19 protein-coding genes are annotated in these 23868 nt (G+C 66.0%); 11 read left to right on the top strand and 8 right to left on the bottom strand.

Annotated elements, in window-relative coordinates:
• Window positions 1-56: 56 nt before the first annotated feature.
• The 3 genes from fdxA to V7778_RS08710 form a co-directional block, all read right to left on the bottom strand.
• Window positions 57-380, bottom strand: coding sequence for a ferredoxin FdxA (gene fdxA / locus V7778_RS08720; RefSeq protein WP_211519300.1), 324 nt, complete (start codon window positions 378-380; stop codon window positions 57-59).
• Between the two features lie 273 nt (window positions 381-653).
• Window positions 654-929: a protealysin inhibitor emfourin gene (locus V7778_RS08715; protein WP_335553953.1), complete on the bottom strand. Its 276-nt coding sequence runs from the start codon at window positions 927-929 to the stop codon at window positions 654-656.
• Window positions 926-2368 (bottom strand): hypothetical protein, encoded by a 1443-nt coding sequence (locus V7778_RS08710; protein WP_335553950.1) that lies wholly within the window; start codon window positions 2366-2368, stop codon window positions 926-928. Before V7778_RS08710 ends, V7778_RS08715 begins: the two co-directional genes overlap by 4 nt.
• A gap of 272 nt (window positions 2369-2640) precedes the next feature.
• On the opposite strand from V7778_RS08710, the gene V7778_RS08705 reads away from it, so the two are divergent.
• Complete coding sequence (locus V7778_RS08705) at window positions 2641-2922, top strand: polyhydroxyalkanoic acid system family protein (protein ID WP_211519297.1); 282 nt, start codon at window positions 2641-2643, stop codon at window positions 2920-2922.
• 48 nt (window positions 2923-2970) lie between these two features.
• On the opposite strand, the gene V7778_RS08700 is transcribed toward V7778_RS08705, so the two are convergent.
• Together V7778_RS08700 and V7778_RS08695 are read right to left on the bottom strand one after the other, a co-directional pair.
• The gene (locus V7778_RS08700; protein WP_211519296.1) at window positions 2971-3225 is read right to left on the bottom strand and encodes an acyl-CoA-binding protein; all 255 of its coding nucleotides are present in this window, start codon (window positions 3223-3225) and stop codon (window positions 2971-2973) included.
• 163 nt (window positions 3226-3388) lie between these two features.
• On the bottom strand, window positions 3389-3745 hold the full coding sequence (locus V7778_RS08695) for an FKBP-type peptidyl-prolyl cis-trans isomerase (RefSeq protein ID WP_211519295.1): 357 nt from the start codon (window positions 3743-3745) through the stop codon (window positions 3389-3391).
• Between the two features lie 196 nt (window positions 3746-3941).
• Between V7778_RS08695 and V7778_RS08690 the strand changes: the two genes are divergently transcribed.
• From V7778_RS08690 to V7778_RS08675, 4 genes are all read left to right on the top strand, one after another.
• Window positions 3942-4757 carry an EI24 domain-containing protein gene (locus V7778_RS08690; protein ID WP_335553940.1) on the top strand — a complete coding sequence of 272 codons (816 nt, stop codon included), beginning with the start codon at window positions 3942-3944 and terminating at the stop codon, window positions 4755-4757.
• A 115-nt stretch (window positions 4758-4872) separates the two neighbouring features.
• Window positions 4873-5673 carry a competence/damage-inducible protein A gene (locus V7778_RS08685; protein ID WP_335553937.1) on the top strand — a complete coding sequence of 267 codons (801 nt, stop codon included), beginning with the start codon at window positions 4873-4875 and terminating at the stop codon, window positions 5671-5673.
• Between the two features lie 411 nt (window positions 5674-6084).
• Window positions 6085-9300 carry a transglycosylase domain-containing protein gene (locus V7778_RS08680; protein WP_442920709.1) on the top strand — a complete coding sequence of 1072 codons (3216 nt, stop codon included), beginning with the start codon at window positions 6085-6087 and terminating at the stop codon, window positions 9298-9300.
• A 32-nt stretch (window positions 9301-9332) separates the two neighbouring features.
• Window positions 9333-10670: a TAXI family TRAP transporter solute-binding subunit gene (locus tag V7778_RS08675; protein WP_335553931.1), complete on the top strand. Its 1338-nt coding sequence runs from the start codon at window positions 9333-9335 to the stop codon at window positions 10668-10670.
• A gap of 155 nt (window positions 10671-10825) precedes the next feature.
• Here the strand turns inward: V7778_RS08675 and V7778_RS08670 are convergent, their stop codons facing one another.
• Window positions 10826-11281: a rhodanese-like domain-containing protein gene (locus tag V7778_RS08670; protein ID WP_335553929.1), complete on the bottom strand. Its 456-nt coding sequence runs from the start codon at window positions 11279-11281 to the stop codon at window positions 10826-10828.
• Between the two features lie 296 nt (window positions 11282-11577).
• On the opposite strand from V7778_RS08670, the gene glnA reads away from it, so the two are divergent.
• The 5 genes from glnA (at window position 11578) to corA (ending at window position 17375) form a co-directional block, all read left to right on the top strand.
• Entirely contained in the window at window positions 11578-12993 is a 1416-nt protein-coding gene (gene glnA / locus V7778_RS08665) for a type I glutamate--ammonia ligase (protein WP_335553926.1), read from the top strand.
• Window positions 12994-13152: 159 nt separating this feature from the next.
• A complete protein-coding gene (locus V7778_RS08660) occupies window positions 13153-13674 on the top strand; it encodes a DUF4124 domain-containing protein (protein ID WP_335553923.1) in 522 nt (173 codons plus the stop codon).
• On the top strand, window positions 13671-14777 hold the full coding sequence (gene glnL, locus V7778_RS08655; RefSeq protein ID WP_335553920.1) for a nitrogen regulation protein NR(II): 1107 nt from the start codon (window positions 13671-13673) through the stop codon (window positions 14775-14777). Before V7778_RS08660 ends, glnL begins: the two co-directional genes overlap by 4 nt.
• A 65-nt stretch (window positions 14778-14842) precedes the next feature.
• Entirely contained in the window at window positions 14843-16336 is a 1494-nt protein-coding gene (ntrC, locus tag V7778_RS08650) for a nitrogen regulation protein NR(I) (RefSeq protein WP_335553917.1), read from the top strand.
• Between the two features lie 70 nt (window positions 16337-16406).
• Window positions 16407-17375, top strand: coding sequence for a magnesium/cobalt transporter CorA (gene corA / locus V7778_RS08645; RefSeq protein WP_335553915.1), 969 nt, complete (start codon window positions 16407-16409; stop codon window positions 17373-17375).
• 166 nt (window positions 17376-17541) lie between these two features.
• On the opposite strand, the gene V7778_RS08640 is transcribed toward corA, so the two are convergent.
• Window positions 17542-18414, bottom strand: a complete 873-nt coding sequence (locus tag V7778_RS08640; RefSeq protein WP_335553911.1) for an EamA family transporter — start codon at window positions 18412-18414, stop codon at window positions 17542-17544.
• Window positions 18411-20027, bottom strand: coding sequence for an NAD(P)/FAD-dependent oxidoreductase (locus V7778_RS08635; protein ID WP_335553909.1), 1617 nt, complete (start codon window positions 20025-20027; stop codon window positions 18411-18413). The genes V7778_RS08640 and V7778_RS08635 overlap by 4 nt, the downstream gene beginning before the upstream one ends.
• Window positions 20028-20974: 947 nt before the next feature.
• Here V7778_RS08635 and V7778_RS08630 point away from each other — a divergent pair.
• Window positions 20975-23818: a TonB-dependent receptor gene (locus tag V7778_RS08630; protein ID WP_335553906.1), complete on the top strand. Its 2844-nt coding sequence runs from the start codon at window positions 20975-20977 to the stop codon at window positions 23816-23818.
• Window positions 23819-23868: the final 50 nt, after the last annotated feature.

The following is a 23868-nucleotide window of genomic DNA, read 5'->3' as shown; positions in this document are numbered from 1 at the left end:
CGGTGGCGACACCCTGCCGGCGCGGTCCGCTCAGGCGGACACGGGCGCCGTCCGCGTCAGCGGGCCAGTTGGCTCAGCTTGTCCTTGACGTCTTTCCATTCTTCCGCGTCGGGCAGGGCCGGCTTGGTCTTGGTGATCGACGGCCAGGAACGCGCCAGATCCGCATTGAGCTTGATAAATTGCTGCTGATCGCCAGGCACGTCCTCTTCGGCATAGATCGCATTCACCGGGCATTCGGCCACGCAAACGGCGCAGTCGATGCACTCGTCGGGGTCGATGGCAAGGAAATTCGGGCCTTCCCGGAAACAATCTACCGGGCATACATCGACGCAGTCGGTATAGCGACAACGGATGCACGATTCGGTGACAACGTGGGTCATAACAGTCCTATCAATGGTGGGGGTGTCGCGGCGCCGGGCGCTTCAAGGGTCAGGGTGGGCCGGCGGGACATGCAAAGCACTGTATTTTAGGGCAATTCGGGTTTTCCTACAAATTAGCCTTATACACAATACACATAAGCAAATGAAGGGAAAACCGCGCTGCTGGCGCTGCGAAGCCGCACGAGCGTGCCTTTCCACCAAGCACTATTGCCCCGTCCGGCAGCACCTGGACGGGGCCGCCCAGGCCCGCACCACGCTCCCTCCGGAATGGGGTCAGGCGGTGCTGCGCAAGCCGTCGAGCAGGCTTTGCCAGTCGCCGCCGCTGCCGTCCTCGCGCAGGAAGACCGTATGGCAGCGCATCCCGTCCTCGACCGTGATTTCCCAGCGCGGCATGTCGGCGCCGACCGGGCAGCCCGGCTCGGCGCGGAAGAAATCCAGCCGCCGCAGCAAGTCTTCCAGGGCCGCGCCTTCCGGCCGGGCGGCGGTGTCGAGCTCGTAGGATTCGGCCAGGCCGGCGAAGCCGCCGCAGGCGCGCGCGCTGATCTTCATGACGCCGCCACGTCCCTTTTCCTGTCCGCGCCATGGCGGCCGTGGGCCGCGCACCAGCGCGCCAGCGCCTGCGCCTCGCCATTCAGTACCCGCCCGGCGCGGTGGTATTCCGGCAGCTGCATGGTGCCGCAGCAGGCGTGGCGGTCCTGGCGCGCGCCGCGCGCGTCGCAGACGCAGGGGGCAAGCCGGGTGCCGGGCTGGTAATCCTCGCCTGGGGCGCCGCCGGCCTCGACCACGTCGCGGCGGCTGAACTGGTTGCGGATGAAGTTGGCATACGCCGGCGGGCGGCCGTCCTCGACCACCAGGCGCAGCATCTCGTTGACCACGTCGGCATAGCTGGCGGCGTCCTCGGGCGCCGCGATCAGGGCGCGCAGCACCAGGCCGCGCAGGTAGGCGGCGACCCGGTGCAGGACGGCGGCGTCGTCCTCGCGCCCGGGATCGCGCTCGTGGGCGAACATGTCGGCCAGCACGTCGTACACGGCGCCGGTGAACACCTGGGAGATCGCATGCACCTGGGTGCCGGCCTCGCCCAGCCTGAGATCGTTGTCGGCATTGCGCAGCCCGGTGGCCGAGCCCAGCGCCATCCCGAACTGTTCGGCGATGTCGGCCAGGAAGGACTTGTCGTGCAGGCGCGCCTTGGTCTGGGCCACCACCGCCTCGCACTGGTCGAGCTGGGAGAGCGCCAGGAAGATCGCGGTCAGGTCGCCGAAGGCTTCGTGCAGGCCGCCGGTCTGGGGCGGGGCGTCGGCCAGCAGCCAGCGCGGCTTGAGGCCGTCGAGCACGGCGTGGGCGGTCTCGTGGGCCACGATATCGAAGGAGCGGCAGGTGTACACCCGCTCGCTGGCGCCGGTGGGAATGAAGTCGCCGAACTTCAGGCAGCCCTGGGCCCGGCTGTAGAAGGCGTTCATGACATTCGGCAGCCCGTGCGGATAGACCTGCAGCGGGCTGGTATCGGTGCTGGTATTCCACTGCCAGGGCAGGGGCATGGGCAGGCCGGCGGCGAGCAGGGCGCGCTGGTACATGGTCAGGGTCTGGCGCACCACGGCGAAGGTGTGCACGGCGTCGAACTGGGGCGTGTCGGGCTGGGTGACGAAGTCGCCGAAGGCGTTCGGCTCGACTGGTGCGATGCCCGGCTCGCCGGGCGCGATGCGGGCGTCGCGCGGGCCGGCCAGCACCACGCCGGGCAGGTAGGCGGGGCGGGTGCCGATCTCGCTGACCGACGGGTCCTGCTTCCACATCAGCACGCGGGCGCCGAAGGCGTGCGCAAGCGGAGGCGCCTCGGTCTCCGGCTCGTGGTCCGGTGCCGCGGGCGTTTCCAGCAGCTGGGCGGCGCGGTGCTGCTGCAGATAGGGGGCGCTCGGGGTGGGGATGGCGCGCACCGGCGGCTGGGCGCGCTGCGGCGTGTCCAGCTCGTCGGGCAGCAGGGCGGATGGGTCCATGTGGGCTCCTTGCATGATCGGCGTGCGCTTCATGTTCGCGCGCCAGCCGGCTCAGGCATTGACACTCATCAATTGATGGAACGCCTAACGAAGCCCTCATGGCGGCGTTGCATCGTCTCGCCGTACGACCGTACCGTCTTCGACGATGCGCCTTGCCCTGAGGGCTTCGTTAGGCGTTCTGGTAGTGAGGATGAAGCGGGCTCTGGCATGGACCGCTTCCAGCTGGCATCATGGCGGATTGTCTTGCAATCGATTAGGAAGGAAAGCTTCAGATGGCGGAATTGAACATCGTCCAGCAGCATGCCCTGAGCCGCGATGCGGCGCGCACGGCGGCGGAACAGGTGGCGCAGCGCCTGGCGGCGGAATTCGGACTGGCTTGCCGCTGGGACGGCGACGTGCTGCGTTTCGAACGCAGCGGCGTGGATGGGGACTTGCGGCTGGAAGGGCAGAGTGCGGCGCTGCGCATCCGCCTGGGGATGCTGATGAGCGCATTCGCGCCGGCCATCGAGGCCAAGGTGACGGAAAAGATGCGCAAGGTCTTCGCTCCCGCCTAGGGAGCGAAGGGAGGCTGGAAGGCGCGCCGGAAAGCGGCGCGCGGCCGCTCAGCCCTTCAGTTCTTCGATCAGGTCGATGTACTGCTGCTGGGCGTCTTCCTGCGAAGTGCCCGCCAGCGCCGCCCAGGCGTCGTACTTGGCGCGGTTGACGAAGTCGGTCATGCCCGGACGCTCGCCGGTGGCGTCGCCCGCCGAACCCTGCTTGTACAGCGCGTAAATCTTCAGCAAGGTCATGTTGTCTGGGCGCTCGGGCAGATTCTTCGAATCCTGCTGGGCCTGGTTGAACTGTTCCTGCAAGCTCATGGAAACTCCTGTGTGGTTGGTTGCTGTGTTTGCCCTTGGTCGACCAAGCGGGCAAGGCGGCAGGCATCTTAGCGCAGCAGGATGGCGCGGACGGTCGAAATGCCCGCACTTTAGAGGGGAAGCTCGAATGAAAAGGGGCGCCAGGCGCCCCTTTTCAGGATGCTCAGACGCCCAGCAGGTCGACGTCGAAGATCAGGGTGGCGTTCGGCGGGATCACGCCGCCGGCGCCGCGCGCGCCGTAGCCGAGGCTGGCCGGGATGGTCAGGCGGCGCGAACCGCCGACCTTCATGCCCTGCACGCCTTCGTCCCAGCCGCGGATCACGTGGCCGGCGCCGAGCGCGAACTGGAAGGGATCGTTGCGGTCCTTGCTCGAATCGAACTTGGCGCCCGGGGTGCCGTCGTCGTTGCGCAGCCAGCCGGTGTAGTGCACGGTGACGTACTGGCCGGCCTTGGCTTCCGGGCCGTCGCCGACAACGGTGTCTTCGTACTGCAGGCCGGAATCAGTGGTAATGGTGGACATGGTCTTCCTTGTTGTTCATGTTGAACGGCGATTGTAGACCATGGGGCGGCAAGGCGTCACGCGTGCCACGGGCAGGCGGCGGCGATGTGCGTAAAATGACAAGCCCGCCACCGATCCATGAGGAACCCGTGCCGACCACCCTCGAAGCTTGTCCGTGCCCCTGCGCCCAGACCCCTATGCGCCGCGGAGTATATCGATGAAAGGCGTCGCCACCGCCTACCGGCGCGCGCTGCGCGCCCAGTTCACCGGCCGCATGCTGCTGCTCTCGGGCGCGCCGCTGGTGCTGTCGCTGCTGCTGTGGGGCGTGGTCCTGTGGTTCGGGCTGCAGCCGCTGCTGGACTGGCTGCATGGCCTGTTCTCCCGGTACGACGCTTTCGAGACCAGTTCCAACGTGCTCGCCACCGTGGGCCTGGGCGTGCTCAAGGTGGTGGTGGTGCCGCTGCTGGCGATCGCGCTGCTGCTGCCCCTGATGATCGGCTCCAGCCTGCTGTTCATGGGCGTGGCCGCGATGCCGGCCATCGAGCGCCACGTGGGCCGGCAGCAGTTTCCCAAGCTCGAAAAGAAGGAGGGCGGCAGCTTCCTGGGCAGCATCGCCGTGAACGTCGGCAGTTCGGCCGTGTTCGCGCTGCTGTGGCTGCTCACCCTGCCGCTGTATGCGATTCCGCCGCTGGCCTGGCTGGTGCAGGCCTGCCTGTGGGCCTGGGTGACCTCGCGCGTGATGAGCTACGACGCGCTGGCCGCCCACGCCAGCCGCGCCGAGCGCGAAGCGCTGATGCGCACGCGCCGCATGCCGCTGCTGGCGATCGGCCTGGCCACCGGCCTGGCCGGCGCGCTGCCGGGCATTGCCTGGATGGGCGGGGCGGTGCTGTCGGTGGTGCTGTTTCCCGTGCTGGCCATGCTCTCGCTGTGGCTCTACGTCATGCTTTTCCTGTTCGCAGGGCTTTGGTTCCAGTACTACTGCTTACAGGCATTGGAAGAGTTGCGTACCGAGCCCGTGACGACGATGGCGTGAATCGCGTGTGCACGCATCGGCGGTGTCGCGCGTTGAAGCCATGGGCGCCCGCAAGCGGCGATTCCCTGGCGGTGGCACACTGGAGGTTTCAGCTTCGGCAAACACGGGAGAGCGCATGGGTGGTTTCGGCCTGATCGTCATCGGCGACGAGATCCTGTCCGGCAAGCGGCAGGACAAGCATTTTGCCAAGGTGGTCGACCTGCTGGCCGAGCGCGGCCTGCAGCTGTCGTGGGCCGAATTCGCCGGCGACGATCCGCGGCGCCTCACGGCCAGCCTGCGCCGCAGCTTCGCCGGCGAAGACATCGTGTTTTCCTGCGGCGGCATCGGCGCCACGCCCGACGACCACACGCGCCAGTGCGCGGGCGCGGCGCTGGGCCTGCCCTTGCAGCTGCATCCCGAAGGCCGGCGCCATATCGAGGAACGCATCCGCGAGACCGCACGCGAGGCGGGCAGGGAGCCGGACTTCGCCGCGCCCGACAACCTGCAGCGCCTCAAGATGGCGGAGTTCCCGCAAGGCGCGGTGCTGATCCCGAATCCCTACAACCGCATCCCCGGTTTTTCGATCATGCAGGGCGAAGCGCCGCACCACTTCGTGCCCGGCTTCCCGGTGATGGCCTGGCCGATGATCGCCTGGGTGCTGGACACCCACTATGCCCACCTGTTCCACCGCGAGCCCTACGCCGAGCGCGCGCTGCTGGTGTACGAGCAGGCGGAGGCCGCGCTCACTCCCTTGATGGAGCGCTTGCAGCGCGAGTACGAAGGCGCACGGGTGTTCAGTTTGCCGAGCGTGGGCGATGCGCAGACGCGCCGCCATATCGAATTGGGTGTGAAGGGAAAACCGGACGCGGTGGCCGCGGCCTATGCCGCGATGTGCGCGGAGCTTGACAAGTTAGAAGCAGAGTATCGACCTTTATAAATAGGCATGTCGCGCGATTAACGCCAGACGAGTCCGCCGTTGTTTTTTTGCGAAAATATTCCACGCACATCAAAATTGTTAAACGGTGTCTCGCGCGTGCCGTATTGATGTGGTGGAATATTACCTACGGACGGCGCCATCTGGAGTGAGATCGCATCGCCAATGCAAACGAACCAAATACCACCTCAGTCACTCGAACAGACCGGCAGCAACAGATGGCGAGCAGGTTGACGGGGATTGCACGTAAAAACGATTCAGACCGGTTAAGCCATCATGGAAAGTATTCGCCGTTTCGGACGGCCCAGTAGTGTGTTCGATGTGTTCGGCAGGTGGCGCGATCGCCCGGCTGCCGCGGTGGCCGCTGCGCCCTCGACACCTGTTTTTGCCTCCGCCGGAGGCAACGACGTCCCCTTGTACGAAGCCTATCCTCACCTGGGCGGTGCCCCTGGCGGAGGCGGCTCCGACGCGCCCGAGCCCAAGCCGCGCAAGCGCCGCTGGAAGCTCTGGCTGTTCTTCGGTTCGGCCTTGCTGGCGGCCCTGCTGGCCGCCTGGGCCGCGCTCGAGATGAAGACCTCGCGCCTGCAGGCCAAGATCTTCGCCGAGCTGGCCGAGGACCTGAGCTGGCGCGTGGAAAAGGGTGCAAGCCCCGCCATCCGCTTCCCGGCGGCCAGCCCCTACGACACCCGTCTCGGCTACGCCAGCATGCCGCAGTACCTCGAGAAGCTGCAGGGCCGCGATTACGCGATCGCGGCCCAGGCGCGCATGTCGCCCAAGATGATCGAGTTCTCCGACCGCGGCCTGTACGCCACCTTCCACGAGAAGACCAAGGTCGGCCTCGAGATCCTCGATTGCCGCAGCCAGCCGCTGTTCGCCTCGCGCTTCCCGGAACGCTACTACCACAAGTTCGACGAGGCGCCCTCGCTGCTGGTGCAGAGCCTGCTGTTCATCGAGAACCGCGAGCTGCTCGACGCCAAGCATCCGAGCCGCAACCCGGCGGTCGAATGGGACCGCTTCTCGAAGGCCGTCTTCGATAAGTCCCTGTCCAGCGTCGGCCTGGGCGGCGAAGGCCGCGTGGCCGGCGGCTCCACGCTCGCGACCCAGATCGAGAAGTACCGTCACTCGCCGGAAGGCCGCACCAGCTCGCTGTCCGACAAGCTGATCCAGATGGCCTCGGCCACCCTGCGCGCCTACCAGGACGGCGAAGACACGACCGCCGCGCGGCGCCGTATCGTGCTCGACTACCTGAACACGGTGCCGCTGTCGGCCAAGCCCGGCTATGGCGAAGTGAACGGCATCGGCGACGGCATGTGGGTCTGGTACGGCCGCGATTTCAAGCAGCTCACGCAGATGCTGAAAGGGCCGATGACCAGCCCCGAGGCCGTACTCGCCTACAAGGAAGCGCTGTCGCTGATGATCGCCCAGCGCCGTCCTGCCTATTACCTGGGCGCGGGCGAGCAAGATCTTGAAACGCTCACCAACAGCCACCTGCGCGTGCTGGCCCAGGCCGGCGTGATCTCGCCGCAGCTGCGCGACGCGGCCATCCAGGCCAAGCTGCATCCGGCCCAGGGCTCGGGCGTGGCGCCGCCGCCGGCCGACGCCTTCGTGTCGCGCAAGGCCGCCAACGCGGTGCGCAACCACCTCGGCAACCTGATCGGCGACCCGCGCCTGTACAACATCGACCGCCTCGACCTGTCGGTGGTCTCGACCCTGGACGCCCAGGTTCAGCAAGCCGTCACCGCGGCCCTGCGCAAGCTGACCGATCCGGGCCATGCGCAAGAGGCCGGCCTGACCGGCAAGGGCCTGCTCGGCAACGGCGACCCGGCCCAGGTGGTGTACAGCTTCACGCTCATGGAGCGCGGCGAGCACGTCAACTACCTGCGGGTCCAGACGGACAACTACGACCAGCCGCTCGACATCAACGAGGGCGCCAAGCTCGACCTGGGTTCCACGGCCAAGCTGCGCACCCTGGTGACCTATCTCGACATCGTCGACCAGCTGCACAAACGCTACGAGCCGATGGACAAGATCGGCCTGATGGGCGTGAGCGTCGATCCGAAGGACCGCATGTCGCAGTGGGCGATCGAGTACTTCCGCGTGCTGCCCGACGGCGCCGACCGCGGCCTGGCGCCGATGCTGGCGGCCGCGATGGAGCGCAAATACTCCGCCAACCCGGGCGAAGCCTTCTTCACCGGCGGCGGCCTGCACACCTTCGGCAATTTCAGCAAGCTGGACAACAGCAAGATCATGACGGTCACCGAGGCGCTGCGCCAGTCGACCAACCTGGTCTTCGTGCGCATGATGCGCGACGTGGTGCGCTACTACATGTTCCAGCTGCCGGGCTCCTCGGCCCAGCTGCTGGCCGACGCCGACGATCCGCGCCGCGCCGAGTACCTGTCGCGCTTCGCCGACCGCGAAGGCAAGGACTTCCTGGCCAAGTTCTGGAACAAGTACAAGGGCAAGACCCCGGCCGAGATCGAGACCATGCTGTACTCGGGCGTGCGTCCGCTCGCCTCCAAGCTGGCCGCCGCGCACCGCACCGTGGTGCCGAACGCGACCATGGCCCAGTTCGCCGAGTTCATCGACAAGTCGCTGCCCTCGACCCACGACATGGACCCGGACCGCATCCCCAAGATGTATGAGATGTACGATCCGAAGAACATGTCGCTGGCCGACCGCGGCTACGTGGCCTCGGTGCACCCCCTCGAGCTGTGGCTGGTGAGCTATCTGCGCACCCATCCGAAGGCCACCTGGACCGAGGTCACCAACGCCAGCGTCAAGGAACGCCAGGAGGTGTACTCGTGGCTGTTCAAGACCCACCGCAAGCATGCCCAGGACAAGCGCATCGCCGGCCTGCTCGAGGTGGAAGCCTTCCTCAAGATCCACGCCCAGTGGAAGAAGATGGGCTATCCCTTCGAATCGCTGGTGCCGTCCTACGCGACCACCCTCGGCGCCTCGGCCGACCGTCCGGCCGCGCTGGCCGAGCTGATGGGCATCATCGTCAACGGGGGCGTGCGCAAGCCCGTGGAGCGCATCGACTCGCTGCACTTCGCCAAGGACACGCCTTACGAGACCCTGGTCAAGCGCAACAAGGGCGGCGGCAAGGAGCAGGTGCTGGCGCCCGAGGTGGCCCGCGCCGTGGCCGACGCCATCCAGGGCGTGGTCACGGACGGCACCGCCAAGCGCGTCAAGACCGCCTTCGTGCAGAACGACGGCAGCGTGATCGCACTGGGCGGCAAGACCGGTACCGGCGACCAGCGCTTCGAGGTCTATGCCCGGGGCGGCCGCGTGATCGAGTCGCGCTACGTGAACCGTTCGGCGACCTTCGTGTTCAACATCGGCGAACGCTTCTTCGGCAGCATGACCGCCTACGTGCATGGTCCGCAGTCGGGCAACTACGACTTCACCAGCGCCTTGCCGGTGCAGCTGCTGGCGACCCTGGCGCCGAGCCTGATGCCGATGATCGAGCCGGCGCCGGGCGGTGCGGGCTTGACGACGGTGCCGGGCCTGGTGCCCCCGCCGCCCAAGGCGCCGCCGGTGGTCCTGGGACCTGACGGCACGCCGCTGCCGGCGCCCGCGCCGGTGGTGACCCGTCCGGTGGTGGTGGCCCGGCCGCCTTGCGTCCGCTAGTGCGGCCGCCGCCGGACGCGAAGCGCGGCGCCATGCGCCGCGCCGTCTCCAAGGTGCGCAGCTTCAGCATCGTGTCGCTGCGCGACCTGCTGGTCGCCTCCGGGCCGACCATCCTGATCGTGATCGCCGCCGTGGCGCTGGCCTACTGGTGGGTCGATCCGGCTCCGCCGCGCCACCTGGTGCTGGCCACCGGCCAGGAGAACAGCGCCTACGAGCAGTTCGGCAAGCAGTACGCGCAACTGCTGGCGCGCGACGAGATCGCGGTCACCCTCCAGCCTTCGCTCGGCTCCCAGGACAACCTCGAGCGCCTGATCGCGGGCAAGGCCGACATCGCCTTCGTGCAGAGCGGCTCGACCGACGACGGCCAGGCCGCGCGCCACGGCCTGGTGTCGCTCGGCAGCCTGTTCACCGAGCCGGTCTGGCTGTTCCTGAGGACGGAAGCGAAGGTCGCCAGGTTGACCGACCTGAAGGGCAAGCGCATCAACCTGGGGCCGGAAGGCACGGGCGTGCCGCGCCTGTTCCGCCAGGTGCTGGCGGCCAACGGCGTCGAACCCGAACAGCTGCGCATCGGCCTGCTGGCCAACACGCCGGCCACGGTGGAGCTGCTGGAAGGCCGCATCGACGGCCTCGTGTTCAGTTCCGCCCCGGAAGCGCCCCTGATCCAGATGCTCTTGCAAACCCCGGGCATCCAGCTGTTCGATTTCTCCCAGGCCGAGGCCTATACGCGGCGCCTGCCTTTCCTGACCCATGTGGTGCTGCCGCGCGGGATCGTCGACCTGGGCCGCAATATTCCCGCCCAGGACTACCACCTGATCGCACCGACCGCGACCCTGGTGGCGCGCGAGGAACTGCATCCTGCGCTGGTGGGCCAGTTCGTGAAGGCGGCCTACGAGATCCACGGCGGGGCAGGGTGGTTCCAGCAGCAGGGTCAGTTCCCGTCGCCGAAGTACACCGAGATCCCGGTGGCGAGCGAAGCGGCGCGCTACTACCGCGACGGCCCGCCCTTCCTGCAGCGCTACATGAGCTTCTGGCTGGCCAACCTGCTCGACCGGCTGGGCGTGATCGCGGTGGCCCTGGCGGCCCTCCTGATTCCCTTGTCGAAGATCGTGCCGCCGCTCTACGTGTGGCGGGTGCGTTCGCGCGTGTACCGCTGGTATGGCGAACTGCGGGCGGTGGAGCAGGCGATGGAAAGGGCGCAGGGCGAAGAGCGCGGGGCCGTGCGCCAGGACTTGCTGCACCGGCTGGACGATATCGAGGAGCGGGTGAACCACATCTCGATTCCGCTGGCGTTCGCGGATGCGCTATACGGGCTGCGCAGTCATATCAATATCGTGAGGCAGCGGATCGTGGCGGGGCCGGGGGTGGAGTAATTACGTCGGCGGCTTGCATGCAAACTTGGGTTCCCGCCTTCGCGGGAATGACGGTTTTTAGTGTGCCGACTCGCGGTTCCATCATCGACACGCTTCCTCAGCACGTCATTCCCGCGAAGGCGGGAACCTAAGTTCCTCGGCGGACCACCGGTGCGTCACGCCCCCACCCACGGCAGCCCCTTCCTGCACCACCCCCCCAGGGTCTTGCGATGCCCCTCGGCGTCCTTGTCGCCTTCGAAGCCTTCCAGGATGTCATACGACTGCGCAAACCCATGCTCGGTCGCGACCCGCGCGCTATGCCGCGAGCGGACCCCCGAGCGGCACAGGAACAGCAGCACCTCGTCCTTGCGCGCCACCTTCTCCAGCTGCGCCCCGAAGTCCGGATTCGGCACCCCGCCCGGATAGGTCGCCCACTGCACCGCCGCATGCTGGGCGTCGGGAATCGCCACCCGGCCCACCCAGTCGCGCTCGGCGTTCGTGCGCACATCGACCAGTTTCACCTTCGGATCGGCCTGGAGCAGGGCGTAGGCCTCTTCCGGGGTAACGGCGCCCGCATAGGGCTGGCCGGGTGCGCGCTGGCGCGCAGCCGCTAAAATTTGTTCGGGAGTCATTTCGTAGGTCCGTTTTCGAGCATAAATGCGCGATGCACCATCCTGCATCAGTGTATCCTGCGCTGCCGTGGTGCATTTTGCATGGATTGCACCAAAGTGGTGCGCCGAGGCCGTGATCGAATCGCACGGCCGTGCATCCGTTTAAAGGCGATTTTATGGGTAAACTGGCCCGTTTCCAAAGAACGAATTATGCATTTGCTCATGCTGCGAGGTTGGCATGCTTCCTGCTTTAATGGAGTGCATGTTGTCGCTTCGCATCAGGCAAGGCACACACCCTTTCAACTAGGAGATTCCGAATGGCAAAGACCGCCGCAGACGTAGTGCAGATGGTTAAGGACAACGAAGTCAAGTTCGTTGATTTTCGCTTCGCCGATACCCGCGGCAAAGAACAGCACGTGACCGTGCCGGTGTCGCACTTCGACCTCGACAAATTTGAATCGGGCCATGCCTTCGACGGTTCGTCGATCGCCGGCTGGAAAGGTATCGAAGCCTCGGACATGCTCCTGATGCCGGACCCGAACACCGCGAACATCGACCCGTTCATGGAAGAAACCACCCTGTTCATGCAGTGCGACGTGGTGGAACCGTCGGACGGCAAGGGTTACGACCGCGACCCGCGCTCGATCGCCAAGCGCGCCGAAGCCTACCTGAAATCCTCGGGCATTGGCGACACCGCCTACTTCGGCCCGGAACCGGAATTCTTCATCTTCGACTCGGTCCGCTGGAAGATCGACATGTCGGGCTGCTTCGTCAAGATCGACTCGGATGAAGCGTCCTGGTCGACCGACAAGGAAATCGAAGGCGGCAACAGCGGCCACCGTCCGACCGTCAAGGGCGGCTACTTCCCGGTCCCGCCGGTCGACAGCTTCCAGGACATGCGCTCGGAAATGTCGCTGATCCTCGAATCGATGGGCATCCCGGTCGAAGTGCACCACCACGAAGTGGCCGGCGCCGGCCAGAACGAACTCGGCACCCGCTTCTCGACCCTGGTCGAGCGCGCCGACTGGACCCAGAACCTGAAGTACGTGATCTGGAATGTGGCCCACAGCTACGGCAAGACCGCGACCTTCATGCCGAAGCCGATGGCCGGCGACAATGGTTCGGGCATGCACGTGCACCAGTCGATCTGGAAGGACGGCAAGAACCTGTTCGCAGGCGACGGCTATGCCGGCCTGTCGGAGACCGCCCTGTTCTACATCGGCGGCATCATCAAGCACGCCAAGGCCCTGAACGCGATCACCAACCCGGGCACCAACTCGTACAAGCGCCTGGTGCCGGGCTACGAAGCCCCGGTCAAGCTGGCCTACTCGGCCCGTAACCGTTCGGCATCGATCCGCATCCCGCACGTGGCGAACCCGAAAGGCCGCCGCATCGAAGTGCGCTTCCCGGACCCGCTGGCCAACGTCTACCTGTGCTTCTCCGCGCTGCTGATGGCCGGCCTGGACGGTATCCAGAACAAGATCCACCCGGGCGAAGCCGCGACCAAGGACCTGTACCACCTGCCGCCGGAAGAAGACAAGCTGATCCCGACCGTGTGCGCCTCGCTGGAAGAAGCGCTGGAAGCCCTGGACAAGGACCGCGAGTTCCTGACCCGCGGCGGCGTGTTCAGCGACAGCATGATCGACGCCTACCTCGAGCTGAAGATGCAGGAAGTGCAGCGCATGCGCATGACCCCGCACCCGGCCGAATTCGACATGTACTACTCGTCGTAATCAGGCTGGCAAGGAAAGTGTTGCAGCCTGGCATCGAAAGCTGTAAGGCGGTGTAACAAAGACGGGGAAAGCCATGGCTTTCCCCGTGCTGTTTTCGGGATCGGTTATAGTCGCGAAGGTCTACACTATGTGCACTTTTATTGTGCAGATCTGTTTCTGATGAGAATGACATTCACCCGCTCTATCGCTGTCCTGGCTGTCGGTATCGCACTCAGCAACACGGCCGCCGCCCAGACACCCGTCTATAAGTGCATCGACGGCGAAGGCCGCGTCGAGTTCACCGACAGCAGCCGGAAGGGCTGCAAGCTGCTCGACCTCGGCTACACGCCGCCGGCGGCCCCGCGCGCCTCCGCGCCGATCCCGGCCGTGTCGACGCCGGCCGTGCGTCCGAGCAGCCCGCCCGCCGCCAGCGTCAGCCCGGCCAGCTTCCCGCGCGTCGACAGCGCCCAGCAGCGCGCGCGCGACGACGACCGGCGCGAGATCCTGCATGACGAACTGCGTTCCGAGGAAAAGAAATTGGCCGACCTGAAGCGCGATTTCAACAACGGCGAGCCCGAACGCCAGGGCAACGAGCGCAACTACGCCAAGTACCAGGAGCGCGTGTCCGGCATGCGCGACGACATCAACCGCAGCGAACGCAACGTCGAGGCCCTGCGGCGCGAGATCGCGAACCTCCGATGAGCGGCCCCGGGGAGCCCGCGCGCCCGGCTGGCCCGTTCGCCGGTCCGTTTGCCGGCCTGGACCTGCTGGCATCGGCCGTGCTGTTGACCGACGGCGCCGGCCAGGTGCGCTACGCCAACCCGGCGGCGGAGAATCTCCTCGAACTCTCGCTCAAGTCCCTGCAGCGCTACAAGCTGCCCGAACTGTTCGCCAACGGCGCCGAACTGAGCGCGCTGTGCGCCCAGGCCCTGGCCCACCAGTACGCCGACCTGCGCCAGGACCTGACCCTGCAGCGCGTGGGGCGCGAGCCGCTGCACGTGAACAGCATCGTCAGCGCCCTCGGCGACAGCAACGGCGGCGAGCTCCTGATCGAATTGCGCGAGAACGTGCAGCAGCTCAAGCTCGACCGCGAAGAACGCATCCTCGACCAGAGCCAGGCCAACAAGGAGCTGATCCGCAACCTGGCGCACGAGATCAAGAATCCGCTGGGCGGCATCCGCGGCGCGGCCCAGCTGCTGGAGCTCGAGCTCCCGCCCCACCACCTGGCGGACCTGCAGGAGTACACGCAAGTCATCATCAAGGAAGCCGACCGCCTGCAGACCCTGGTCGACCGCCTGCTGGCACCGCACCGCAAGCCCCATATCGTGGGCGACGTCAACATCCACGAAGTGTGCGAACGGGTGCGCAGCCTGATCCTGGCCGAGTTCCCGCAAGGGCTCACGATCCGGCGCGACTATGACGCCTCGATTCCCGAGTTCCGCGGCGACATGGAGCAGCTGATCCAGGTGGTCCTGAACATCGCCCACAACGCCGCCCAGGCCCTGGCCGGGCGCATCGCCGAGGGCGACGCCGAGATCGTGCTGCGCACCCGCGTGGCGCGCCAGGTCACCCTGGCCAAGGTCCGTTACGGGCTGGCACTAGACTTGCATATCATCGACAATGGACCGGGCATCGCACCGGAGATCCGCGACCGCATCTTCTACCCGCTCGTCTCCGGGCGGGATGGCGGCAGCGGCCTGGGGCTGACCCTGGCGCAAACCTTCGTGCAGCAGCACCTGGGCGTGATCGAGTGCGAAAGCCGGCCTGGACTGACCGATTTCCGTATCCTGCTGCCCTTGCCATAAGCTTCGCGGCGCAGGACCGGAGCGGACGGTCCCCATTGAATCCATGTTGCGGGAAACACGAATACATGAAACCAATCTGGATTGTCGACGACGATGCATCGATCCGCTGGGTGCTGGAGAAAGCCCTGGCGCGCGAAAGCCTGGAGACCCGCAGCTTCGCCAACGCGCGCGATGCCCTCCTGGCTTTCGAGACGGAGAGCCCGCAAGTGCTGGTGTCGGACATCCGCATGCCGGGCGAATCCGGCATCGACCTGCTGCAGGCGGTCAAGGCGCGCTATCCCGGCCTGCCGGTCATCATCATCACCGCCTTCTCCGACCTCGATTCGGCGGTCGCCTCTTTCCAGGGCGGCGCCTTCGATTACCTGGCGAAGCCCTTCGACATCGACAAGGCGGTGTCCCTGATCCGGCGCGCGCTGGAAGAAAGCCTGCGCGAGGCCAGCGTCGAAGCGGCGCCCGCCGAAACGCCCGAGATCCTGGGCCATGCGCCCGCCATGCAGGAGGTGTTCCGCGCCATCGGCCGCCTGTCGCAATCCAACGTGACGGTATTGATTACCGGGGAGAGCGGCAGCGGCAAGGAGCTGGTGGCGCGCGCCTTGCACAAGCACAGTCCGCGCGCCCAGCAGCCCTTCATCGCCCTCAACACGGCGGCGATCCCGAAGGACCTGCTGGAATCGGAACTGTTCGGCCACGAGCGCGGCGCCTTTACCGGCGCCCAGGCGATGCGGCGCGGCCGCTTCGAGCAGGCCGAGGACGGCACCCTGTTCCTCGACGAGATCGGCGACATGCCTTTCGATCTGCAGACCCGCCTGCTGCGCGTGCTGTCCGACGGCCACTTCTACCGCGTGGGCGGGCACCAGCCGGTCAAGGCCAATGTGCGGGTGATCGCGGCCACCCACCAGAACCTGGAACAGCGCGTGCGCGACGGCCTGTTCCGCGAAGACCTGTACCACCGCCTGAACGTGATCCGCCTGCGCCTGCCGTCCCTGCGCGAGCGGCGCGAGGACATCCCCATTCTGGCGCGCCACTTCCTGGTGCAGAGTGCACGACAATTGGGCGTCGAGCCCAAGCGCATGAGCGAACAGGCGATGCGTTTCCTGGCCGGGCTGGAGTTGCCGGGCAACGTGCGCCAGCTGGAAAACCTGTGCAACTGGATTACCGTGATGGCGCCCGGCCAGACGGTCGAGGTCAAGGACCTGCCGCGCGACCTGACCCAGGCCAGCCAGGGCCAGCACGAGGCGGTGCCGCTGTCGGAAGGCACCTTGGGTGCGCCGGCCGCCGCGCCGGCAGGCTTCAACGGCGCGGGGCAGCCCCAGACGCCGGCGCTGTCGCCCGAAGGCTGGATCGGCCTGCTGGAGCTGCAGGCCGCCGGCATGCTCAGCGCCGGCCAGATGGACGTGATGGACGTGCTGGGGCGCCAGTTCGAATCGGCCCTGATCCGCACCGCGCTCAAGCACACCCACGGGCGCAAGAACGACGCCGCGATGCGCCTCGGGATCGGCCGCAACACCATCACCCGCAAGATCGTGGAACTGGGCATCGACGGCGCGCGCGACGAGTGAGGGCGGGGGGAATGGGCCGATGGTGTAAGCTCATGCATCGTTCCATTTCGCCTGTCGAGTCAACCCATCCATGCTGATCAACTGTGTCGCCTACCAGGAAGGCAAGAAGCTCTCCGATGTCCCGGTCGAGGACATCAGCGAATACCTGAAACAACCCGACGCCTTCGTCTGGGTCGCGCTGCGCGATCCGGGCGCGGACGAGATCGCCGCCATGCAGGAGGAGTTCAGCCTGCACGAGCTGGCGATCGAGGATGCCGCGCGCGGGCATCAACGCCCCAAGATGGAGGAATACGGCGAGAACGTGTTCATGGTCGCGCACATCGTCGAACTGCACGAGGACGAGCTGTGCGTCGGCCAGCTGGCCGTGTTCGCCGGCCGGAACTACGTGCTGTCGGTGCGCAGCGATTCGAAGCAGAGCTTCCTGGGCGTGCGCGCCCGCGCCGAGCGCGAGCCGCACCAGCTGCGCAAGGGCGCAGGCTTCGTGCTCTACGCCCTGATCGACGCCGTGGTCGACCGCTATTTCCCGGTGGTCGACATGCTCGAGTCCGAGCTCGAGTCGATCGAGGACCAGATCTTCGGCCAGCAGGGCAAGCAACGCGCCAACGTCGAGCGCCTGTATGAGCTCAAGCGCAAGGCCCAGCAGCTGCGCCACGCCGTGATCCCCTTGATGGACGCCGTCGGCCGCCTGTATGGCGGACGCGTGCCGCAGGTGGTGGCCGAGACCCAGGAATACTTCCGCGACGTGCACGACCACCTGTTCCGCATCGCCGGGCGCCTGGACGCGGTGCGCGACACGATCAACACCGCGATCCAGGTGACCTTGTCGATGGTGGCGATCGAAGAGAACGACATCAGCAAGAAGCTGGCTTCGTATGCGGCGATCTTCGCGGTGTTCACCGCGTTCGCCGGGGTGTGGGGGATGAACTTCGAATTCATGCCCGAGCTGAAGTGGAAGTACGGGTATCCGTTTGCGCTCGGGACGATGGTGGTGGTGTGCGGATACCTGTACCGGCGGTTCAAGAAGGCGGGGTGGATTTAGCGTAGCGGTATAGCCTGAAGCGACCAGCTGCTCTTGACCCGTCATTCCCGCGAAGGCGGGAACCCAAGTTTGCTTGAGTTTAGTTATCGTTCGACGTTACTTGCTGCACGACGAACTTAGGTTCCCGCCTTCGCGGGAATGACGGGGCAGGGCAAGGGATCGGGAGCTACTCGCCGCCACGCCCCGCCGTCGCCGCGGCCCCCGCCGACGCGAGGATCACCAAAAAGATCGCCCCCCACTGCAACCCCGTCAGCCGCTCGCCCAGCATCAGGAAGCCCGCCAGCGCCGCCAGCGCGGGCCCGGCCGACACCAGGATGCCGAACACACGCCGCGGCAGGCGCGCCAGCGCCATCATTTCGAGGGTATAGGGAATCGCCGAGGACAGCAGCGCTACCAGGAAGCCGCCCGCCAGCATGGCCGGCGTGAAGAGGAGGGCGCCCGCCTGGGCCACGCCCACCGGCACCGCGAACAGGCTGGCCGCCAGCATGCCCCAGGCCACCGCCTCGGTCCCCTTGAGCGAGGACACGCGCTTGCCGAACACGATGTACATCGCCCAGCAGAAGGCCGCGCCCAGCGCATAGGCCACGCCGAGCGGATCGAGGCCTTTACTGCCTTCTTCCAGCGGCAGCAGCAGCGCCAGTCCCAGCGCGGCGCAGGCCACCCAGGCGAAGTCGCGCGCGCGCCGCGAGGACATGATCACCACCGCCAGCGGACCGGTCACCTCGATCGCGACCGCGATCCCGATCGGAATGCGCGCGAAGGCGCCGTAGATCAGCAGGTTCATCAGGCCCAGCATCACGCCGTAGACGGCGAGGTTGCAGGCGTCCTGCTTGTTGGGCAGCGTGCGCCAGGGACGCACGACCAGCATCAGCATGAGGGCGGCGAGGCCGACGCGCAGGGCGGTCACGCCGGCGCTGCCGGCCAGCGGGAACAGGCCCTTGGCCCAGGCGGCGCCGGCGTTCACCGAGACCATCGAGGCCAGGATCGCCAGGCCCGGACCGAAGGCCCGCACTCCGCCGGCGCCGCCGGCGTGCGTCAAGCGGCCATCGCCATCGCGACCGCCTCGGCGACCCGGATGCCGTCCACCGCGGCCGACATGATGCCGCCCGCGTAGCCCGCGCCTTCGCCGGCCGGGAACAGGCCGCGCGTGTTCAGGCTTTGCAGGTCGTGGTCGTTGCGCTTGATGCGGATCGGCGAGGAGGTGCGGGTTTCCACGCCGGTCAGCACCGCGTCTTCCTTGTAGTAGCCCTTGATCTGCTTGTCGAAGGCGACGAAGGCCTCGCGCATGGCGCTGATCGCATACGCCGGCAGCGACGGCGCGAGGTCGGTCAGGTGCACCGCCGGCCTGAAGGACGGGACCACCGAGCCGAATTCCTTCGAGGGCACGCCGCGCACGAAGTCGCCCATCAGCTGTCCCGGCGCGTCGTAGTTGCTGCCGCCCAGCACGAAGGCGCGCGACTCCAGCTCGCGCTGGAAGGCGATGCCCGCCAGCGGGTGGCCCGGATAGTCCTCGGGGGTGATGCCGACCACGATGGCGCTGTTGGCGTTGCGTTCATTGCGCGAATACTGGCTCATGCCGTTGGTGACCACGCGGCCTTCCTCGCTCGATGCGGCGACCACGGTGCCGCCCGGGCACATGCAGAAACTGTACACGGAACGGCCGTTCGAGGCGTGGTGCACGATCTTGTAGTCGGCCGCGCCGAGCAGCTTGTTGCCGGCGTTGGGGCCGAAGCGGCAGACGTCGATCAGGGATTGCGGGTGCTCCACCCGGAACCCGATCGAGAAGGGCTTGGCCTCGATGTAGACGCCGCGCTCGTAGAGCATCTCGAAGGTGTCGCGCGCGCTGTGGCCGATCGCGATGGTCAGGTGGCGGGTGGGAATCTCCTCGCCGCTGGCCAGGCGCACGCCCTGGACCTGGCGCACGCCGTTCTCTTCGCTCACCAGCACGTCCTCGACCCGCGACTCGAAGCGGATCTCGCCGCCCAGCGCCTCGATCTCGGCGCGGATCTGCTCGACCATCTTGACCAGGCGGAAGGTGCCGATGTGCGGCTTGCTCACGTACATGATCTCTTCCGGCGCGCCGGCCTTGACGAACTCGGTCAGCACCTTGCGGCCGTAGTGCTTGGGATCCTTGATCTGGCTATACAGCTTGCCGTCCGAAAAGGTGCCGGCGCCGCCTTCGCCGAACTGCACGTTCGACTCGGTGTTCAGCTTGCGCTTGCGCCAGAAGCCGAAGGTGTCGACGGTGCGCTCGCGCACCACCTTGCCGCGCTCCAGCACGATCGGGTTCAGGCCCATCTGCGCCAGGATCAAGGCCACGAACATGCCGCAAGGTCCCATGCCGATCACCACCGGGCGCGGGGTGCCGGCGGCCGGCCTGCCGGCCTCGACGAACTTGTAGCCGGTGTCGGGCGAGGGCATCACGTGCTGGTCGCGCGCCAGGCGCGCCAGTACGGCGGCCTCGTCGCGCACCTCGGCGTCGATCGAATAGATCAGGACGATGGCCGCCTTCTTGCGCGCATCGTAGCTGCGCTTGAACACGGTGAAGTCGACCAGGTCGGCATCCGCGATGTCCAGGCGGGCCAGGATGGCGGCGCGCAGGGCGGGTTCCGGATGGTTCAGGGGGAGCTTGAGTTCGTTAATTCGGAGCATGGGAGTGGTTGCTAGTGAGGCAACAAAGGGGAAAAGGCGAAGCCGCTATTTTACCGGAGTCCTTTACTCAAAGAAAATCGCAGGCCTGTGCCAATACAGTGGGAACTGCTTTGAAAACAATGTGCTGAAGCCCATCGACGAACGCGGCGCATGTGGCATGGAAAGCGTCCATGGCAGCCGGACCGCTCCTAACCAGCCAGTCGGTGACCGGCTGGCTGGGGCTCGCGCTTCGTTCCGTAATATGCGTCCGGGCATGTCCAGCTGGGAATCTTTCCGTCCTGTTCTTCAGTCCGGGTTTCGGGCCGGCATTCGTTCTCAACAATTGGATTTTCCCCCCTGGCGTGGTGGAATGCGATGATAGTGTTGTGTTCCTGCAACTGCCATTTTGATGCACCGAAAGAGGGTGGATGCCTATTTCAGTGCATATCTGGTGCATACAAACAATCTTGCGTCTACCCAAACTAAAACTATCATGTTGCGATGCAGTAAATGCGCAATCCTCTGTCAAGAAATGAGATTCTGGCGTCTTTTGTCTCCTTCTTGAGCGCGCATGGCACGGAATGTTCGGATTCTTATTGCGATGCACCAAAACCGGGCAGAATCTCTTTTCCACAAATTAAAGTGTTGTTTTTCATACTAGGGCGAAGTTGCGTTCCGTTGACACTTACGGTTTTGCTATGGTTTTATGTGTTCACTTAAATAATGTTTGGTTTATAGGCAAACATTGGTTGAGAGTATCCGTCCTAATCGGCGGCTAGGAAAATAACGCCGCACCTAAAAAAGCGGCGGAAGTAGACGCAGTAATGGACGTAAACGATCCTCCAGGCCCGCCGGAAACGGCAGGTAGCGTGCAGCTGACGCTTCAGGGTTGCAGGAGACGCTTTGCACTTGGGCAACCAGTGCGGGCACACACCACTTCGAGAAAAAGCACAGAAGGAGAAGTATTCATGACGTTTAAGATGAAGTCGTTGCCATTCGCAGTCGCATGCGTGGTCGCCAGCGGCGCGCTGATCGGCGCTCCCGCGATGGCCCAGGACCAAGCGCCGGCCGCCCAGGCACCGCAGCGCGTGGTCGTGACCGGCTCGCTGATCAGCCGTTCGGACATTGAAACCCCAAGCCCGATCCAGGTGATCACCGCCGACGAAATGGCCAAGACCGGCAAGACCTCGGTCGCCGAGATCCTGGGTGAACTGGCCGCCAACGGCCAGGGCGCACTCGGCACCGGCTTCCCGGGCGCGTTCGCGAACGGCGCATCGGGCGTCTCGCTGCGCGGCCTGACCGTCGGCCTGACCCTGGTCCTGGTCGATGGCCACCGTGTCGCCTCCTACCCGCTGTCGGACGACGCCCAGCGCTCGTTCGTCGACGTCTCGAACATCCCGTTCGACCTGATCGACCGCGTCGAAGTCCTGAAGGGCGGCGCATCCTCGATCTACGGCTCGGACGCAGTCGCGGGCGTGGTCAACATCATCCTGAAGAAGAAGTTCAACGGCACTCGCCTGAACGCGGAAGCCGGCCATGCACAGCACGGCGGCGCGCGCACCAAGAAGGCCTCGATCACCAGCGGCTTCGGCGACCTGGAAGAACAGGGCTTCAACGTCTTCGGCAGCATCGAGTACCGCGACCAGGAAGGCGTTCGCCTGTCGCAGCGCGATGACCGCGAATGGGCCAACGGCGACTACCGCTCGCGCGGCGGCTACGACGTGCGCCGCGGCGTCCCGACTCCGCTGAACAGCTTCGTGACCCCGGCCAGCGTGCCCTTCCTGTACAACCCGGCCGGTCCTGGCGGTGCGAACAATGCGGCCAACTTCCAGTTCCTGGATCCGAGCTGCAATTTCCAGCTGTACCGCGCAGGCCAGTGCATGGTGCGCGACGTCTGGTCCTGGCTGGCTCCACCGTCGGACAACATGAACGTCCTGGTGGGCGCCACCAAGAAGCTGAACGACGACTGGACCCTGTCGATGAAGGCGTCGATGTTCGAGCGCCAGAGCCAGAACAACCGCGGCACCCCGACTACCTTCTCGCCGAGCACCTTCGCCGGCTTCACGACCTATAACAACGGCGTGCTGACCCCGGGCGTCGGCCGCGTCGTCGACACCCGCTTGCCGGCCAACCACCCGCTGAACCGCCTCGGCGCACCGGCTCGCCTGTACGGCTACGTCAACGAAGCCGGCGCCGGCATCCAGTCGGACAACACCTCGCGCGCCACCCGCTACGCCGTCGACCTGACCGGCAGCGCCATGGGATGGGACGTCAACGCCGCAGCCGGCTACAGCAAGGTGAAGACCGACATCGAGTACAGCGGCTACGTCAACCGCACCGCCCTGATCAATGGCGTGCTGAACGGCAGCTTCAATCCGATCGGCGGCAACTCGCCGGGCGTGCTGGCGCAAGTGGCGCCGGTGTTCTCGAACACCCTCGAGTCGAACCTGACCTACTTCGACCTGACCGGTAGCCGCGACCTGATGCAGCTTGGCGAAGGCCAGCTGAAGGCAGCGGTCGGCTTCCACTGGCACAACAAGGAGCAGAATTCGCCGGCGTCCCCGCTGACCGCGAACGGCACCGTGGCCAATACCTCGGCCTTCGTGTTCGGCGAGGAAACCAACAAGGCGGTGTTCGCGGAACTGAGCGCCAACCCGATCAAGGCTCTCGAGCTGAACCTGTCGGCCCGTTACGACCACTACGACACCTACGGCCGCTCGTTCACGCCGTCGGCCAAGTTCAAGTGGTCGCCGAGCCGCATGTTCGCGCTGCGCGGCTCGTTCGACAAGGGCTTCCGCGCACCGAACGCCTCGGAAGTGGGCAATGCCGGTTCGTTCTTCCTGTTCAACGGCATCGACGATCCAGTCCTGTGCGCCGACGGCAACCGCAACACCGCCGGCAACGTGCCTGCGGCTTGCGGCATCCAGCCGACCTACGTGCAGACCACCGAAGCCGATGTCGCTCCGGAAAAGGCCAAGAGCTACACCCTGGGCGTGATCGTCGAGCCGATCCAGGGCCTGTCCGCAACCCTGGACTACTACCGCATCAAGATGACCGGCCAGATCACCTCGGCCGTGTCGGTGCCTGGCTTTACCCCGAACTGGGTGCGTAGCCCGGCGGTTCCGACCGACATCGCCGACGGCAACGGCGGCACCGTCGTCGGCACCCCGTCGGTTGGCTTCATCGCCTATGGCCCGACCCCGTACATCAACCTTGGCGGCGTCGAAACCCACGGCCTGGAACTGGACCTGTCCTACCGCCATCGCATGGGCGCCATGGGCAACCTGCGTACCGGCCTGAACTTCGCGCACACCTTCGGCTACGAGATCGACACCGGCACCGAGAAGCTCCAGCTGGCAGGCACCCACGGTCCTTCGGCAGTCGGCGGCAACACCGGCAACCCGAAGAACCGCGCCAACCTGACCCTGGGCTGGGACCGTGGCCCGCTGGCCATCACCACCACCGTGAACTGGGTTGACAAGTACTCGGCACTCGACCCGTCGGTCGGCGCCCTGGACTGCGCCAGCGCAGCGCACGACGTGGCTGGCCGCACCATGTTCGACCTGAACGGCATGCCGGCGTCGTACTGCACCATCCGTTCGTTCGCGACCACGAACCTGAACGTGACCTACAAGTTCAATGACCAGCTGACCCTGCGGGGCGCAATCCTGAACGTGTTCGACCGCGAACCGCCAATCGACGTGGCAACCTATGGCTCCGCAGGCAACAACCTGTCGCAGTACAACTCGGCAATGCACCAAGCCGGCGCCATCGGCCGTTCCTTCAGCCTGGGCCTGAACTACACGTTCTAAGCGCCTGAGTCATGCAGCGGCAGCGATGCCGCTGCAGGGAACAGCACAAA

The organism is Massilia sp. DD77 (assembly GCF_036961685.1).
Taxonomy (GTDB): domain Bacteria; phylum Pseudomonadota; class Gammaproteobacteria; order Burkholderiales; family Burkholderiaceae_D; genus Telluria.
The sequence above is the reverse complement of the archived record's forward strand: the minus strand, read 5'-3'. Positions and strand labels throughout refer to the sequence as shown.